The 15,593-nt window shown below is 60.3% G+C and carries 15 protein-coding genes, 1 pseudogene and 1 other annotated feature; of the genes and pseudogenes, 7 read left to right on the top strand and 9 right to left on the bottom strand.

All coding sequences use genetic code 11. The features are described from left to right. Positions 1-21: 21 nt before the first annotated feature. The 3 genes from NW75_RS04360 to NW75_RS04370 are packed head-to-tail and all read left to right on the top strand — an operon-like array spanning position 22 to position 3,733. The gene (locus NW75_RS04360; RefSeq protein WP_033963994.1) at positions 22-1,368 is read left to right on the top strand and encodes an MATE family efflux transporter; all 1,347 of its coding nucleotides are present in this window, start codon (positions 22-24) and stop codon (positions 1,366-1,368) included. A gap of 10 nt (positions 1,369-1,378) precedes the next feature. Further along, positions 1,379-2,398, top strand: coding sequence for a glycosyltransferase family 2 protein (locus NW75_RS22705; protein ID WP_197057706.1), 1,020 nt, complete (start codon positions 1,379-1,381; stop codon positions 2,396-2,398). A 39-nt stretch (positions 2,399-2,437) separates the two neighbouring features. Then, the gene (locus tag NW75_RS04370) at positions 2,438-3,733 is read left to right on the top strand and encodes a glycosyltransferase family 4 protein (protein WP_137903269.1); all 1,296 of its coding nucleotides are present in this window, start codon (positions 2,438-2,440) and stop codon (positions 3,731-3,733) included. Here the strand turns inward: NW75_RS04370 and NW75_RS04375 are convergent. From NW75_RS04375 to NW75_RS04395, 5 genes are all read right to left on the bottom strand, one after another. Then, positions 3,703-4,722: an NAD-dependent epimerase/dehydratase family protein gene (locus NW75_RS04375; RefSeq protein WP_081988627.1), complete on the bottom strand. Its 1,020-nt coding sequence runs from the start codon at positions 4,720-4,722 to the stop codon at positions 3,703-3,705. The genes NW75_RS04370 and NW75_RS04375 overlap by 31 nt on opposite strands. Continuing rightward, positions 4,709-5,620, bottom strand: coding sequence for a transketolase family protein (locus tag NW75_RS04380; RefSeq protein ID WP_033963996.1), 912 nt, complete (start codon positions 5,618-5,620; stop codon positions 4,709-4,711). Before NW75_RS04380 ends, NW75_RS04375 begins: the two co-directional genes overlap by 14 nt. Next, on the bottom strand, positions 5,617-6,495 hold the full coding sequence (locus NW75_RS04385) for a transketolase (protein WP_197057707.1): 879 nt from the start codon (positions 6,493-6,495) through the stop codon (positions 5,617-5,619). The genes NW75_RS04380 and NW75_RS04385 overlap by 4 nt, the downstream gene beginning before the upstream one ends. Positions 6,496-6,896: 401 nt before the next feature. Then, positions 6,897-7,013: a sequence feature (AL1L pseudoknot), on the top strand. Between the two features lie 429 nt (positions 7,014-7,442). Beyond that, positions 7,443-7,673, bottom strand: a complete 231-nt coding sequence (locus tag NW75_RS04390) for a hypothetical protein (RefSeq protein WP_033963999.1) — start codon at positions 7,671-7,673, stop codon at positions 7,443-7,445. Positions 7,674-7,853: 180 nt separating this feature from the next. Further along, positions 7,854-8,624: a metallophosphoesterase family protein gene (locus tag NW75_RS04395; protein ID WP_310066818.1), complete on the bottom strand. Its 771-nt coding sequence runs from the start codon at positions 8,622-8,624 to the stop codon at positions 7,854-7,856. Between the two features lie 126 nt (positions 8,625-8,750). Between NW75_RS04395 and NW75_RS25870 the strand changes: the two genes are divergently transcribed. Both NW75_RS25870 and NW75_RS25875 read left to right on the top strand, forming a co-directional pair. Continuing rightward, a complete protein-coding gene (locus NW75_RS25870; protein ID WP_052192185.1) occupies positions 8,751-9,218 on the top strand; it encodes a PDZ domain-containing protein in 468 nt (155 codons plus the stop codon). A 50-nt stretch (positions 9,219-9,268) separates the two neighbouring features. Then, positions 9,269-9,763, top strand: a complete 495-nt coding sequence (locus NW75_RS25875) for a M48 family metallopeptidase (RefSeq protein WP_052192187.1) — start codon at positions 9,269-9,271, stop codon at positions 9,761-9,763. 25 nt (positions 9,764-9,788) lie between these two features. On the opposite strand, the gene NW75_RS04405 is transcribed toward NW75_RS25875, so the two are convergent. Beyond that, positions 9,789-10,175 (bottom strand): hypothetical protein, encoded by a 387-nt coding sequence (locus NW75_RS04405; protein ID WP_033964001.1) that lies wholly within the window; start codon positions 10,173-10,175, stop codon positions 9,789-9,791. Beyond that, complete coding sequence (locus tag NW75_RS04410) at positions 10,172-10,855, bottom strand: ParA family protein (RefSeq protein WP_033964002.1); 684 nt, start codon at positions 10,853-10,855, stop codon at positions 10,172-10,174. Before NW75_RS04410 ends, NW75_RS04405 begins: the two co-directional genes overlap by 4 nt. Before the next feature lie 519 nt (positions 10,856-11,374). On the opposite strand from NW75_RS04410, the gene NW75_RS04415 reads away from it, so the two are divergent. Continuing rightward, the gene (locus NW75_RS04415; protein ID WP_231564942.1) at positions 11,375-12,271 is read left to right on the top strand and encodes a replication initiator protein A; all 897 of its coding nucleotides are present in this window, start codon (positions 11,375-11,377) and stop codon (positions 12,269-12,271) included. Between the two features lie 50 nt (positions 12,272-12,321). Here NW75_RS04415 and NW75_RS04420 read toward each other — a convergent pair. After that, positions 12,322-12,747 (bottom strand): annotated as a pseudogene (locus NW75_RS04420) (recombinase family protein); the annotation flags it as partial. A 58-nt stretch (positions 12,748-12,805) separates the two neighbouring features. Further along, positions 12,806-13,570, bottom strand: a complete 765-nt coding sequence (locus NW75_RS04425) for an IS6-like element IS6100 family transposase (protein WP_001389365.1) — start codon at positions 13,568-13,570, stop codon at positions 12,806-12,808. A gap of 238 nt (positions 13,571-13,808) precedes the next feature. Here NW75_RS04425 and NW75_RS04430 point away from each other — a divergent pair, with 238 nt between their 5' ends. Then, positions 13,809-15,545, top strand: coding sequence for a ParB/RepB/Spo0J family partition protein (locus NW75_RS04430; RefSeq protein WP_033964003.1), 1,737 nt, complete (start codon positions 13,809-13,811; stop codon positions 15,543-15,545). Positions 15,546-15,593 lie beyond the last annotated feature (48 nt).

Raw genomic sequence — 15,593 nt, forward strand, 5'->3', positions numbered from 1 at the left:
AGTCGCTACTGGACTCTTGGGATGAGCCAATCCGGCGTACGCGACACCATGGTGCTTCCAGGGCCGTTCGGGCTTCGTATCCCGTCGGTCTGGCTGGTCGCGGGCGGTGGTTGGATCGGTCGCGGCATTCAGGTCGTGGCGCAGCTTGTTGCGGTTCGCATCCTGATCGGGAGCATCGGGACACAGGGGTACGGCGTATTCGCGGTACTCGCGAGCATTAGCACATGGGTATTGCTGAGCGATTTTTGCATCGGCATCAGCGTCCAGAACCATATTTCCGAACGTCGCGCGATGGCTAGCGACAGCGAGGATATCGTCTTAACCGGCGCTATCCTCTCGCTCGGTGCAGCCTGCCTGATGGGCGTCATCCTGCTCCTACTCGGGCCATGGCTGGCGCAGCTTCTGCTTGGCGAGTTCTCTTTTCTGTCCCCGGCCGGGCGTACGCTCGCCTTTTACGCAATGGCATTCCCTGCGATCGGCACGGCGCTGGGCGGGGTGATGTACCGGATATGGTTCGCACGTCACCGCGGCTATCTGTCAAACTTGCTACCTGCGGCAGGAACTGTGATCGGCACATTCGGCGTTTGGGTGCTGCAGCATTTTCAGGGGGAACCGAAGATCGCTTTGGCAACGCTTGCCTATTATACGCCGCTTGCGATCCTTCCGATGATCGCACTGTGTGCCTCGACGGTTCGGGCAGCGCGTGGCCACCATCGTTTTGCCCGATCTCAGGTCAAGCCGATCCTAGGTCGTGCACTTCGTTTCTGGGCATCAGGGCTGCTCGCGGCGTCGGTATTGCAAGTCGATTACATTATTATGGTTAAGGCGCTCAACGTTCGGGACATTGTCGTCTACAGCGTTGCCACTAAGCTCTTCTTGTTGATCTTCTTCGTTTACAATGCGCTGCTGCAGGCATTGTGGCCGATCTGCAGCGAGTCGATTGCCCGGCACGACTGGCATAATGTTTTCAGCAGTTCGCGCAAATATATATCCTTCGGTGTCGGCTTCACGTTGTTGTGTGGTATTCTGGTGGCGCTTGCGAATAAACTGATCGTCCACGTTATCGCGCCGGGCCTAAACACCCCGATCCCGCTGACGGTCATCGGCCTGCTGACGCTCTATATCGTCATCCGCGTATGGACCGATACCTTTGCGATGATTCTTCAGAGCATGAATGACCTGCTCTTGATGTGGCTCGTCGCGCCGGTGCAATCGCTGCTAAGCATTTCCCTCCAATTCCTAGGGGCACGTTATTTTGGATTGCCTGGTATGATCTTCGGCCTGATCGCCTGCTTCGTCCTGACCGCCGCCTGGATGCTGCCATTACGGTGCTGGCTGCATGCGCGGCGCGCGTCGGCCCCTGCCTGAGGAGACGATGGTGCGTCTGTCGATCTGCATTCCGACTTACAATCGTGCGGTGGAACTGCGCCCGCTGCTCGACACTATCGTCGCCCAGACCGGGCACGGCCTCGACGTGGAGATCGTCATCAGCGACAATGCGTCGACCGACAATACCCCTGCGGTCGTGGCCGAATATGCGGCTGTGGGCGTCAACATCGTGTATAGTCGGCTTGAGCAGAACCGGGGTTTTGACCGCAACATCCTGAACGCGGTCGCTTCCGCGACCGGCGATTTCTGCTGGCTATTCGGCAGTGACGACATTTTCGAGGCCAGCGCCTTTGCCCGAATTGAGCGGGTCGTTGCTACCCACCCCACGCTCACCGGGATCAGCGTGGGATCCCGCGGCTATACACATGATCTAAGCAAACGTGCCTTCGTCCACGACCATATCTCGACGGATTTCGCTATTGATACCGTATTGATCGGGCGGGCGCAGATAATCGGGACTATCGGTGCGTGGCTGGGATATATGTCCAGCATCGTGGTACGGCGATCCGGTTGGGAGGCGGCACTGGCTGCTGCCCCGATCGAACCGTATCTGAAGGGCTATGTGCACACGTATCTCATAGCCAAAATGTTGAGCGAAGAGTCCATTTGGCTGTGCGTGCCGGATACGCTGGTGGGATGTCGATTGGGCAATGAATCCTTCCTTGCCCGTGACGAATTTGCACGCACCCGGGTGGATATCGTTGGCTACGACCTGGCTTTCGGTGACACCCTTGGCAGGGGCCACCGGGCCTATAGACGTGCAATGAGTGACGTTGCGAGCTTCTACGTGCGCACACACTTTCTTGGAGCAAAGCTGAAGGGGGCCAGCATGAAATACTGGAAAGAGGCGATCCCAATGTCGATCGCCTATTATTGGCGCTTGCCCCGTTTCTGGCTTCGAACAATACCCATTGCTATCACGCCAGCCTGGATATTGCTTGTTGCCCGGACATTGTACCGCAAAAGCGTCAAGGCTCGTATCGAACAGCGCCGCGTCGGTGGCCAGTAGCCGGTGCAAACAAACCATTCCAGCAACCGGGAAAGATACGTGAGAAAAGCGCTTTTCCTGGACGTTACGAAGACGTTCGAATCTCGCTTCGCGACTGGCATTCAGCGTGTAGTGCGTGAACTGGTCCGACGTAGCGCATGGATCGGGGAACTACTTGACCTTGATGTTGATATTGTCGTTGCAACCAGATCGGGTTACTACCGCCTCGACAAGGACGCGGTGTCCGACCTAGTCGATCCCCCGCGAAGTCCAAGTGCGGCGCTCGTGATGCAATCGTCGCTCACCCGGATCGCGAAAAGAGTGGTTCAGGCCATCCCCCCAATATATGCATTTCTGCAGCGCCGGAGCGTTAACCGCCGCATGAGGGTTTTGACCGCCGGACTTGAACCAATCACAGCCAAACACGAAACCATCGTTATATTGATCGATTCTTTTGGCAATGGCAGCCCGTCCGTAGAGGCCATATTGCGGGCAAAACGAGCCGGGGCATCGACGATTGCGATCGTATATGACGCGATTCCGCTAGAACATCCCGAGATGACGCCGTCGACAACTGCATACCCCTTCCGGCGCGCCTTCAATCGTCTCGCGGTGGAACTGGATGGTCTGATAACGATTTCTCGCAGCAGTGCGGATGAAATCCGTCGACAAGACGCAGTTGTACGTTCGGGAACTCCTGTCACCAGCTTCTATTTGGGGCGGGACATCCCGATCTTCGGCAACGCCGCCCTTGCGCCTTCCATCCCGGAAATTGCCTGGCAAGGCGGACCAACCTTTATCATGATTGGGTCGATCGAGCCGCGCAAGCGTCACGCTGCGGTGCTCGCTGCGTTCGACAGACTGTGGGACGCAGGAACCGTCGCGAACCTGGTGATGATCGGCAGAATAGGCTGGGAAATCGAGGACTTTGTCTCGCAGGCGCGTTCTCATCCGCGGTACGGTACAAACCTGTTTTTGTGTCACGAAGTCGACGATATGGAACTTCAGTATGCGATGATGCGAGCCAGTGCGACCATCATTGCATCAAAGGCTGAAGGATTTGGGCTTCCTATCGTCGAATCTCTGGCGCTTGGGGTCCCTGTGATCGCGTCCGACATTCCGATTTTTCGCGAGGTAGCGGGCGACGCCGGATGCTTTTTTCCTCCTGACGACCTTGACGAATTCGCTAGGGTGATCGCTCGCTTCATTGAAAGCCCCGACGGATATCGCGTGGCCGCGCGCGCTTTCCAATGGATCAACTGGGACGATTCGGCGCGCCAGTTTACCGATGCGGTGCAGTCGATCCTTGCCGAAGTCGATGTAAATCATCCAGACGCCGGAGCATCAGCCGAATAGCGTTTATCGAGCGGCCTCGCACCCGCGACATCTGAAACGACCGCACCAAGGTCAGAGCGCGATGCCGCGCCGAGTTTGGCGATCCGCGAAACATCGGGCACGTAGCGTGATCGCTGAGTATTATCTGCTGCGCCGAGGATAACAATCTCGCGGTCGGGCGAAAGGCGGTCGCGGACAAACTTAGCCAACTCCGCGATTGTCACCGCTTCCTCAGACCCGACATTGTACGCCGACCCCGCCTTGCCGGACACGAGGGCTACGACCAGTGCGTGCGCCATCGCGCGACCATCTAGATAGGAGCGTACTGCGCTTCCATCGCCAGCGACCTTGATTGGGCCTGAGCCACAGGCAAGCGCGTCACGCACGAAACTTCCCAGTGCATAACGTCCATCGTGTGGCAAATGGACACTCCCAAACGCAAACAAGCGGGCAATGACCGTCTCCAGTCCATGCTCATGCTTTGCAATGGTGCAAAGCTGCTCCGCTACACGCTTGGCCTGACCATATGTTGATCCCGGCAATAGTGAATCGGGTGCCCCCCGATAATCCTCGTTGATATGCGAAAGCGATACCGGTTGAGGGCCGTACACTGCCCCCGAGCTGACCAGCAGGAAACGCTGGACGCCAGCGCGAAAGGATGCGTCCAGCAAAGTCCGTGTACCATTAACGATTTGGTCAATCCAAGCGGCATATCCGATATTTAGATGCGTATCCGCAGCCGCGTGAATGACGTCGGTCGTATCTTCGGCCAAATCAGGCAAATTTGACAGACTGCCATCTATCGTGGTCAGCCAAAGATACTGTTTCTGAACCGGATAACGGGCCCGAAAGGCCGGGGCATTGCGGGTGAGCACCGAAACACGCAATCCACCATAGGCAGCTTCGCAACAGGCCAAATAATCTAGTAAAGTTCTGCCAACGCAACCCGTTCCGCCGGTTAGGAAAATGTGTCGCCCACGCAAATCATGGGGCCCGTTACTGAGCATCATAAATCGCGATTCGAGTAGCAATCGTCTCCAAATCGAGACCGTGTTCCCGCAACAAATATTCGTAGGAGCCACAGTGCTCCGAAAAACGATCCGGCACGCCAATTCGCAAAACCGATCGCGGATGAACCGCAGTAGACTCTTCGGCGACGAGGGAACCGAACCCTCCCATCACCGAATGTTCCTCCATAGTGACCAGGCGGCTGGATGATGCGCAAATGGCTGCCAAGGTCGCTGTGTCGAAAGGCTTAATGGAAGGCGCGCTCCATACCGCGATGCCGCCGATTCTTTCGGCAACGGCAACAGCTGTCGTAGCGATCGGTCCGGTTGCCAAGATGGTGGTACCACCGATGCGCCCAGACCGCAGGCATTGAAGCTTGGCCATGTCGATCGCAACGCCTTCTTTATGCACATCCCCCCGATCTGCTTTACCCATGCGCAAATATACGGAGCACCGTGCTGCATAGGCATGGTCCATGGCAGCGGAAAGCTCATGGCGATCGGCAGGGGAAAGCACCATCATGCCGGGCACCGCGCGGACACAGGCGATATCCTCCAGCGCCTGATGGCTAGTGCCAAGGTAGCTGTAAACGAAACCAGCGCCGTCGCCGACAAACACTACGGGAAGATTATCATGCGCGACGTCGATTTTAATCTGCTCAAGTACGCGCACCGGAACGAATGCGCTCAAACCGTAAACAAAGGGCCGGAAGCCCATACGGGCGAGCCCTGCCGCCATGCCGACCATGTTCTGCTCGGCAATGCCGGCATTGATGTATCGGTCCGGGTGTGCTGCGCGAAATGCGTCGAACAATGCATAACCATGGTCGCCTGTCAGCAAGATAACCCGTGGATCAGCGTCTGCAATGCGAACCAGACTATCAGAAAAGGTCTGCCTCACCGGGATTCTCCCAGCGCGGCAACCGCCGTCTGATAGGTTTCATCAGTCAAGCGCGTGTAATGCCAGATATTGTCATTTTCCATGAAGGGTACCCCCCGTCCCTTTATTGTCTTCGCAATCAGCGCCTTCGGACGTTTCGAACCGTTTGCCAGCATTGTCGTGAGCGCATTGTCGATAGCGGTTTCATCATGGCCATCTATTTCCATGACGTCGAAATCGAACGCAGCGAACTTGGCTGAAAGGCTACCCCGCGAGAGAATATCGCTGGTCTTGCCCATCGCTTGAAATCCATTTTCGTCGACGATAATGACGAGATTGTCGAGATTGTGCTGGGCTGCGAAAAGCATTGCCTCCCAGATCGGGCCTTCATTCATTTCACCATCGCCGACAATCGCAAACACGCGCTGGCCACTATTATCGCGTTGCGCGGCGAACGCCATGCCGACCGCCACGGACACACCATGACCAAGCGAACCCGACGTTACCTCGAGACCGGGAACACGTGAATCCGAAAGCCCCTTGAGCATCGATCCATCGACGCAATAGCCGGATATCGCTGCATCGTCGATCCAACCGATTTCGTGCATACAGGCATATTGCGCCATAACCCCATGACCCTTGCTGAGCACAAGCATATCGCGGACGGGTGACTTGGGATCTGTCGGCGAGAAGCGTAAATGGTTTCGATACAGAACCGCAAGCAACTCGATGATCGAAAAAGCACAGCCGATATGAGCGGTCCGCCCCACATAAGCCATGTCGAGCACGGTTCGCCGAAGCTTTTGGGGATTAAAGGACAAGTTTGATTTAGACGACTGCATCTCAATTCCTTCAGGATCGTCGGAGCGCTTTGAGGTAGTGTGATTTTCGATCATGCGTGTGCGATTGCGCTAACGGATGAACCACATTGTTCGCAAGTCGGGATATGTTAAGGGCACCAGCTCAATCCCCCATCGGGCTCTAACCTTGCTTAATGAGCACGTCGTTGAACGCCTCGGCCATCGGTGCCGGCAGGCTCTGGCCCTGCCGCCTTAGAAGCGTGTGCATGCATGGCGAACGGCATCTCGCGGCTGAAGATCCAGCTATCTGCTTGCGGCCCTGGCGGCCGGCAGGGAAGGGCGTTGGGGTGTCTGCCTCCCCGCGTGCTTGCTGCTGGAGAGGATCGGCCGATTTGAGCGGTACAACCGGGGGAGGCGGTCACGCAAATTGGCGAAGGAGGGTTTGCGGCTCGTCTCGCGGTCTCCTTCTTGCGCATCGACACCGGCTTGTCGGTATGTCCGGATGTAGATCCGTCTGACTTCGTCGGCCCATTCAAGCGATGATCGCGTTCATTGACCATTACCGCGCTGCCTATGGTGTCGAGCCGATCTGGCGGGTCCTGCCGATCGCTCCATCGACTTACCAGGAGCGCGCGTCGCGCGGCGACAGGATCCGACACGCCTGTCGGCGCGGGCGCGGCAAGATGTGGCCTTCAAGCCGGAGATCGCATGCGTGTTCGCCGAGAAGTTCCCGGTCTGCGGCATGCGCAAAGTTTGGCGGCAGATGGTGCGCGAGATGGTCCGGCAGGCGCGATCTGAGGTGAGCCAGTGCGCACTACGATCAGCGACAAGCGGACACCTTTTCCATGCTTCTCGTAAACAGGAACATCCCAACTTAAGCTGATCGCGCAGACCTTTGGATATCTCTGTTTTGCCATAAAATCAGTAGTGTACTGATTTTAGACGCTATTATCTCGCGAGATTTATACCTAAGCACTAGAATACAAAAAAACGGCGACCGTTAAGGTCGCCGTTCTCACTCCATAACCAAAAGGTTATGGAGATCAGTTGCTGCTGCTGGTTGCAGCGGCGATGCCGCCAGCTGCACCGGCAACGGCGAGAATGCCGATGATGATGCCGACCTGTGCGATGCCGTTCTTCTTCGACGATGCCTTGCCAACGCGGACCGACTTGCTCAGCGACAGCGAAGCAGCAGGATTCTGGGCCGATGCCACAACTGGCATAGCAACCAGCGACACTGCGGCAAGCGAGGCTGCGATCTTAGCGAGATTCATTGGTAACTCCCTGTCTTACTTAATGATGAACCTCGTGAGAGGCATTCACTGCAGTACTCGGTTTTCGGCTAGCACAGCCGCCGTCTCAAACAAACAAAAAAAACCTAAACTCGCCATCTTTTCTGGCAGTGCAGCAAAAATGCTGCACGTCGCCCATAGCGGAAGTCGGTGTGGATTTCCTTAATCGACGTCTGCTGAAGTCCCCAACGCCCCCTCGGTCGAAAGGATCCATCGCTCACCTGCCGCCAAAGCCAGCGCAGAGAGGCGTCCTGTCGCATAAGCGCCTGTATCGATGCCGATTCGATTCGGCCGCTCGACCACCTCTGGCGTTATTGTATGGCCGTGCACGATGCAGGTACCGAAATCAGCCTTCGACTTGATGAAGTCGTCCCTGATCCAACGGAGATCATTCGCCTTTTGATCGGCGAGCGCCACGCCGGGCCGAATTCCGGCATGGACAAACGTATAGTCGCCGATCTCGATCCTGTCCTCCAGCTGTGCCAAAAAGGCACGGTGGCTGTCGGGAACGAGCAGGGAAAGGTCGCGCAGCACTTCGGTATAATCGGCCCGATTATACGCCGCCTCGTCCATGCCATAGCTCAAGATCGTCTCGCGCCCTCCGAAGCGGCACAGCAGGCGCAACGCGTCCACGCTCCCGTTCAGGGCTTTGAGGAACACTTCTTCGTGGTTTCCCATCAGCACGCGGGTGTCGATTTCGCTGCGCTGCAAGGCGATGACACGGTCGATGACGGCGGCGGAGTGCGGGCCGCGATCGATCAGGTCGCCGAGGAAGATCAGCGTCTGCTGGGCGGGCGGGCGCGCGGCATGATCGGCCGCGATCCTGGCGAGCAGATCGTCGAGCAGATCGAGCCGACCGTGAATGTCGCCAATGGCATAGACGCGTCGCCCCTCTGGTATCTGGCGACGCGGCATGGACTTGGATTTCGACAAAATATTTCTAAGGCGTTCAAGCATATCCGAATTTCGGCAGGAAGGGCCCTGGATATCGCGCCCCGAGCGCGAGAGTGCCGCCGATAGAGGATGACCTGCTCTTGAACAACCGTTAAAGGGCTGCCGATGGTCTCAACACTGCGTGCCGGGCTGCGCCTTGCCCTCGTGGCGCTTCTGGTGGGTGCGGCCGCCCCGCCCCCGTCACAAGCGCCCTCCCCTGCCGCCTTTGAAGCGTTGCGCCAGGCAGACCTGCGCGTCGCGTCGGTCGGCTATCGGCTGGCCACCGCCAATGCGGCGATCTGCCTCGATCACCAGCCGGGCCTTGGCCTGCAACTGCACGGCCTTGGCCAATATGGCGTGGATGCGCGCGCCGCTGCGCGCGCGGCGTTCGGGTTTGAAACGGGCGTCGCGGTCGAGGGCGTCGTGCCGGGATCGACCGCTGCCGCAGCAGGGGTGCGCCCGGGCGATTCGCTGGTCTCGATCAACGGCGCGGCGGTGTCGGCCGCGCTTCCGGGCGCGACGGCGCCGCCCTCCACCGCAGAACGCGATCGCGTCGAGACGCAATTGGAGCGGTTGCGCAAGCCGCCCCGCTAACCCTCGGCGTCAAGCGCGGCGCACAGGAGCAGGCCATCGCTATTACCCCGGTGCCCGCCTGCCGCTCGGCGTTCGAAGTGTTGCTCGGCGCCGGGAACGATTCGGCAGCGGATGGCGCGATCATTCAGATCGATGCGGGGTTGCTCGATAGCCTCAGCGATGACGAGCTCGCGGTCGTGCTGGCGCATGAACTCTCGCACAATATCCTGCGGCATCGGGCCCGGCTCGAGGCTGCGGGGGCGCATTGGGGGATTTTGGCGGAGATCGGCAAAAACGGTCGCTTGATGGGCCAGGCGGAAATCGAGGCGGACCGGCTGAGCGTCTATCTGCTCGCCAATGCCCATTATGATCCGTTCTCGGCCGGTCGCTTCTGGCGGGGGGCCGGGCGCAAACTCGATTTCGGCATTTTGCGCAGCCGCATCTATCTCAGCTGGAAAGATCGCGCGGCGCTGCTGGATCGCGAGGCCGCGACTATTCCGACGGGCGCCGAGCTGCCCTACCGCCCGCCCCTGATCGACCTGGCGACGACGCCGATGACGCGTTGACCGTAGCGGTCGGGTCGCCTGCCCGTCAGCGTTGCTCGGGCGACGGTCCCCGCGTGCCTTCGACCAGGTCCCGGAATTCGGCCAGCGCCTGCCAATAGGAACGATGGCCGCGTTGGTTGGTGAAGTCGATGAACCAGTCGAGCGTCTCTTTCGGCCCCTTGATATACAGGCTGCTCTGCGGGGCCGGTTGCCGTCGGCGCCGGACGGGCGTTGCCCCCTGCCCTTCTGCCTGTCCTTCTACGGAATCGCCGCGGTCGACAAAGCCCAGCGCGTTGCCGCGCGCGATCGCCGCAGCTTCACGCGCCGGATCCACGCTTAGCGGCGCGCGGACGATCCCGCTCAGATCGAGCTTGGTCGGATCCCCCGCCCCTGTCGGCGCCGTCGCCTTCTTCCCGAACCCGTAGCCGCTCATGCCTGCATCTCCTGTTGCACCGCCTCGACCACCGCGCGCGCGACTTCGAGCGCGTTGCGGCGTGCGGCGGGCAGGCCGGCGGTCTGGCTGTCGCTCAGTTCGTCCAGCGTTGCCGAGAAATCGAAGATGTCGCGATACGCTGCGCGCTCGACCAGCGCTGCGGTCAGCAGCGGCAGCGCCGCGTCGTTGATCGCGGTGACGATGCGTTTGGCGGTCTTGGTCTCGATCGCGGCATTGTCGCGGCTGCGGACCAAGCGGAAAGGGATCGACCGCCCGAGCGCTTCGGCTTCTTCCTGGACGAGGGCGACCGCATTGGCGGCAAGTTCCGCGTCGATCGGGGAAAGGTTGAACGGGATCAACACCAGATGCGATCGGGCGAGCGCACGTGAGGTCATGCGCGACGCGGTGCCTTCGAGGTCGATCAACACGAAATCGTGCGATGCTGTGTATTGATCGATGACGCGGACCAGTTCGGATTCCTTCGGGCTGGCGATAATGTCGAACGGCAAGGCCTTGCCCTGCTCATGGCGCTTGCGGCCCCAGCCGGCGATGATCGCATTGGGGTCGGCGTCGATCACGGTGACCGCGGCGCCGCTCCGCGCCAGCTCGCTGGCGAGCACCAGCGTCAACGTGGTCTTGCCGGCACCGCCCTTGGGATTGGCCACTGAGATTGCTGGCATGATGCGCTCCTATACAGGCGGCGATGGATACAGCCCTCGCTGCAAAATGTCGATATCGCAATCGACACCATACGCATATTAAAATGCCAATGAATATGATTGCAATATCAATATGGATATCCATAGCGATATGCATACTGTAAAAAGAAGCGGGCGCAAAACTGCTACGGCACGCAAATCGCGGCCAAAAACGCGACCTCTCGGTGCAAGGGTACGCCGGGGCGACCGCCCTGCCCGTTGCTCCGGCACGTACCATAAGCGCAGCCAGCGCCCTTTTCCGCGTGAAAGCACGAACCGAAACGATGCCGCCTCGGCAGCACGGCCATTTTCCGTGCCAAAACCGGTCATATCCGGCTGCGCATCGATCAAACCGACGCTGCGAGCACGATCTGTGGGCGCTACGCGACCAGTGCGCGCCTACGGATGCCAATATTCGTGCTTTCGCACGGAAAACCCGCTCGGTGCCGCCAACGCTGTGGACACCGCCCCGCCACCCACCCATGCTCGAAGGGGTCAGAGATGAGTAGAGCAATGGACGACATATTACTCAAACAAGGCGATCTGTTCCAGCTGGCCAGCCCCCTTTATGGCGATGTCCAGGGGGAGCGGACCGTCGCGGAGTTCCCGTTCTTCGCTTTGTCGAAGAAGGCCCATATGACGCCGATGGTGTTCGAAAACGGCGATGCCCGGATCGAGATCAATCCGAGCAAGACCGGTGTCGCCACCATCTATGACAAGGAAATCCTGCTCTATATCGCCAGTTTGATGGCCGAGCGGATGGAGCGCGGCGAACAGGTCGACCGCGTGATGAGCTTCACCGCCAACGATTTGTTCCGCGTGACCAGCACCAACGCCTCGGCGCGGTCCTACACGTCGCTCAAGGCGTCGCTCAACCGCCTGCAGGGTACGCAGATCATCACCAATATCGAAACGGGCGGGGAGGGGTCGGACAGCGCCTTTTCCTGGTTGCTCAAGGCCGACATCAAATACGCCAAGCTCCCGACGGGCGAGCGCCGCGTGAAGCGGATCGAAGTGATGGTGTGCGACTGGCTGTATCGCGCGATCCTGGCCGATCGCCGGATCGCGGCCTATCATCTCGACTTCTTCAAGCTCGGGCCGATCGAGCGGCGCCTGTACGAGCTAGCCAAGTTCAATTGCGCCGACGGGGAGGGCTTCGAGGTCGATATGGAGGCGCTGGCGGCGCGCGTTGGCTGTGCAACCGACAAGCGCGGTCTTGAATATTTCAAGAAACACCTGCGCGAGGTCGCCGAGCAGCAATCGCTGCCCGAATATGGACTGACCCTGGTCGAGGAGAAGCAACCGTCGCCAAGGGGAGGGCGCCCGCGGATCCGGACGCTAGTACGGTTTTGCGTCCGGCAGCCACCAAAACTGGCGCTTAGTGAGCCAAGCAATTGATTTGGTGCCCCTGATAGCTTTGGCGCGACCAATGCCCTGATATAGCCGACCTATGTCGGTCGAGCGATGCCGAGCCGCTTCATTTCGCGATAGACGGTTGACCGCCCGATCCCAAGCTGGCGCGCTGCTTCGGCTGGCGACACGCTTGCCGCGATAAGTTTGAGGGCCGCGTTTACCTTGTCGGCGTCGAGCGGCTGCCGTCCCGGCCGTTTCCCCTTCGCCCGCGCGGCAGCGATGCCATCGCGAGTCCGTTCGGAAATCAGCCGACGCTCAAAATGCGCGATGGCCCCGAAAACATGAAAGATCAGCTCGCCGGCCGCGGACGACGTGTCGATCTTCTCCTCCAGGCTGAGCAGCGCAATGTCACGCTCGCGCAGCATGTGTACCGTTGTCAGCAATTCGCCCAGCGAGCGACCGAGACGGTCGAGCCGGACGATCGCCAGCGTGTCTCCCTTTCGCGCGTATTCCAGCAGCTCGGCCGGCTCTGTTGCAAAGATTGGCGGCAGTCAGAGGTAGGCTGTCGCTCTGCGCCGATCAGGCGGCTGCTGCGAAATGGTGGTTGAGCATGCCCATGGCCTCCGTCAGCGCCGAGGGCCCAATGCCAAAAGCTCTCTCCACAAGGCGCACCTCGCCCCTGATGCCGGGCTGCAGGCACCAGGGGCGAGCCTGTCCTTTGCGCAGGGCTCGCATGACTTCGAATCCCTTGATCGTGGCATAGGCCGTGGGGATCGATTTGAAACCGCGCACCGGCTTGATCAGTATCTTGAGCTTTCCGTGATCGGCCTCGATCACGTTATTGAGATACTTCACCTGCCGGTGGGCCGTCTCCCGGTCCAGCTTTCCTTCGCGCTTCAATTCGGTGATCGCTGCACCATAGCTCGGCGCTTTGTCGGTATTGAGCGTGGCAGGCTTTTCCCAGTGCTTCAGGCCTCGCAGGGCCTTGCCCAGGAACCGCTTCGCTGCCTTGGCGCTGCGGGTCGGCGACAGGTAGAAATCGATCGTGTCGCCCCGCTTGTCGACTGCCCGGTACAGGTAGGTCCACTTGCCCCGCACCTTGACGTAGGTTTCATCCAGGCGCCAGCTCGGATCAAAGCCACGCCGCCAGAACCAGCGCAGCCGCTTCTCCATCTCCGGGGCGTAGCACTGGACCCAGCGATAGATCGTCGTATGGTCGACCGAAATGCCGCGTTCCGCCAGCATTTCCTCAAGGTCGCGATAGCTGATCGGATAGCGACAATACCAGCGCACCGCCCACAGGATCACATCACCCTGGAAATGGCGCCACTTGAAATCCGTCATCGTTCCGTCCGTCCAATCTCCGCCAAGCATGCTCAAGCTTCACGATTTTTGCAACAGAGCCGGCGTCGCTACCCTTTAGGCCCGCCGCGCCGGGCCGCAACTCGGCTTCGCCGAGTCCTCCTCTTCGTTCCGGTCCTTCGGATGCACCCCGGCTCTGCCGGCGGGCCTGCCGGTTCGCTCCCGCCGCCCACCCGCCATTCCGGCGCCGGTTGCGGCGGTTTGAAGAGGAGTGAAGACAATGGAACTCAAGCATATCGACATCGCTAACCTCGCCATTTCCGGCGTGAACATGCGCGGCAAGGGCAAGGCCGACCTGTCCAACATCCTACCATCCGTGCGGGCGCGCGGGGTGCTGGTGCCGCTGATTGTGCGGCAGAACGGGACACCCGACACCTATGAGATCGTTGCGGGCAAGCGGCGATATCAGGCTGCGCTGGCGGTGGCGCAGGAAACCGGCGAAGCCGAAGCGCTACCCTGCGCGGTGATGGAGGCTGGCGACGACGCGGCGGCGCTCGAAGCGTCGCTGATCGAGAATATCGCCCGGCTCGATCCCGATGAAGTGACCCGCTGGGAATGCTTCACCCGGCTGGTGCGCGAAGGCCGAACCCCCGAGCATATCGCGACCACTTTCGGCCTCACAGAGTTGCAGGTGAAGCGGACGCTCGCGCTGGGCAATTTGCTCCCGCGCATCCGCAACCTCTATCGGCGCGGTGAGATCGACCCGGCCACCGTGCGGCATCTGACCCTCGCGACCAAGGCGCAGCAGCAGCAATGGCTGGGATTGCTCGACGATCCGAACAGCTATTGTCCAACCGGCCATTCCCTGAAGGCGTGGGTGTTCGGCGGCGTGTCGATCCCGGTCAGCGCTGCGCTGTTCGATATCGATGGCTACAGCGGCGGCATCGTCTCCGACCTGTTCGGCGACGACCGCTTTTTCGCCGATGTCGCGGCCTTCTGGACCGTGCAGAACGAAGCGATCGAAGCCCGCATCGAGACCTACCGCGAGGCCGGGTGGAACGATGTCGTCGTGCTGCCGCAGGGCGAACCGTTCCACAGCTGGGAGCATGAACGCTGCCCGAAGCGCAAGGGCGGCAAGGTCTATATCGTCACCAGTGCGCGCGGTGACGTTGCCTTCCATGAGGGCTATGTGACCGTCAGGGAGGCGCGCAAGCTCGCCAAGGGCGAAGCCATCGACACTCCCAAGCGGCCCGAGATCAGCAGCAGCCAACAGGACTACATCGACCTGCACCGTCATGCCGCCGTCAGGGCGCGGATGATCGCCATGCCCGGCATCTGCCTGCGCGTCGCGGTCGCGCATATGATCGCGGGATCATCGCTGTGGACGGTCAGGATCGAACCGCAGCGTGGCCCCGATGCCATTGTCGAGAGCGTCGAGAACAGCCTGTCCGAGGCGCGGTTCGATGCCCAGCGGCGCAAGCTCTTGGCGGTGCTGGACTATGACCCCGATAGCCCGACCATCGCGCGGGGCGGCGGCACGCTGACCGGCCTGCTCGCCAAGCTGTCCACCCTCGACGATGCGACGGTCATGGACATATTGGCGGTTGTGATGGGCGAAACGCTCGATGCCCGCAGCGAGCTTGTCGACGCGCTAGGGATGCAGCTTGGCATCGACATGGCAGATGTCTGGCAGGCCGATGCTGCCCTGCTCGACGGCATTCGCGACCGCGAGGCTACCGACGCGATGCTGGCCGAGGTGGCGGGCAAGGAGATTGCCGACGCCAACATCAAGGAAACCGGCAAGGTCAAACGCCAGATCATCCGCGACTGCCTCGACGGTACCAATGGCCGCACCAAGGTCGAGGGCTGGGTGCCGCGCTGGCTACGGTTCCCGGCGACCAGCTACACAGAACGTCGTGGCGTCGCGAGCGTCAACCGGACGGCCAGCGCGACCGAGGCAATGACCCAGGCGGGCACAGCCGGGAGCGATGTCGCGCCCATGGCGCAGGCTGCGTGACCTTCATTGACCGGCGGTCTGCGGGCCGCCGGTCCCTTGTTGTACGGG

This window comes from Sphingomonas sp. Ant H11 (genome assembly GCF_000797515.1).
GTDB lineage: Bacteria > Pseudomonadota > Alphaproteobacteria > Sphingomonadales > Sphingomonadaceae > Sphingomonas.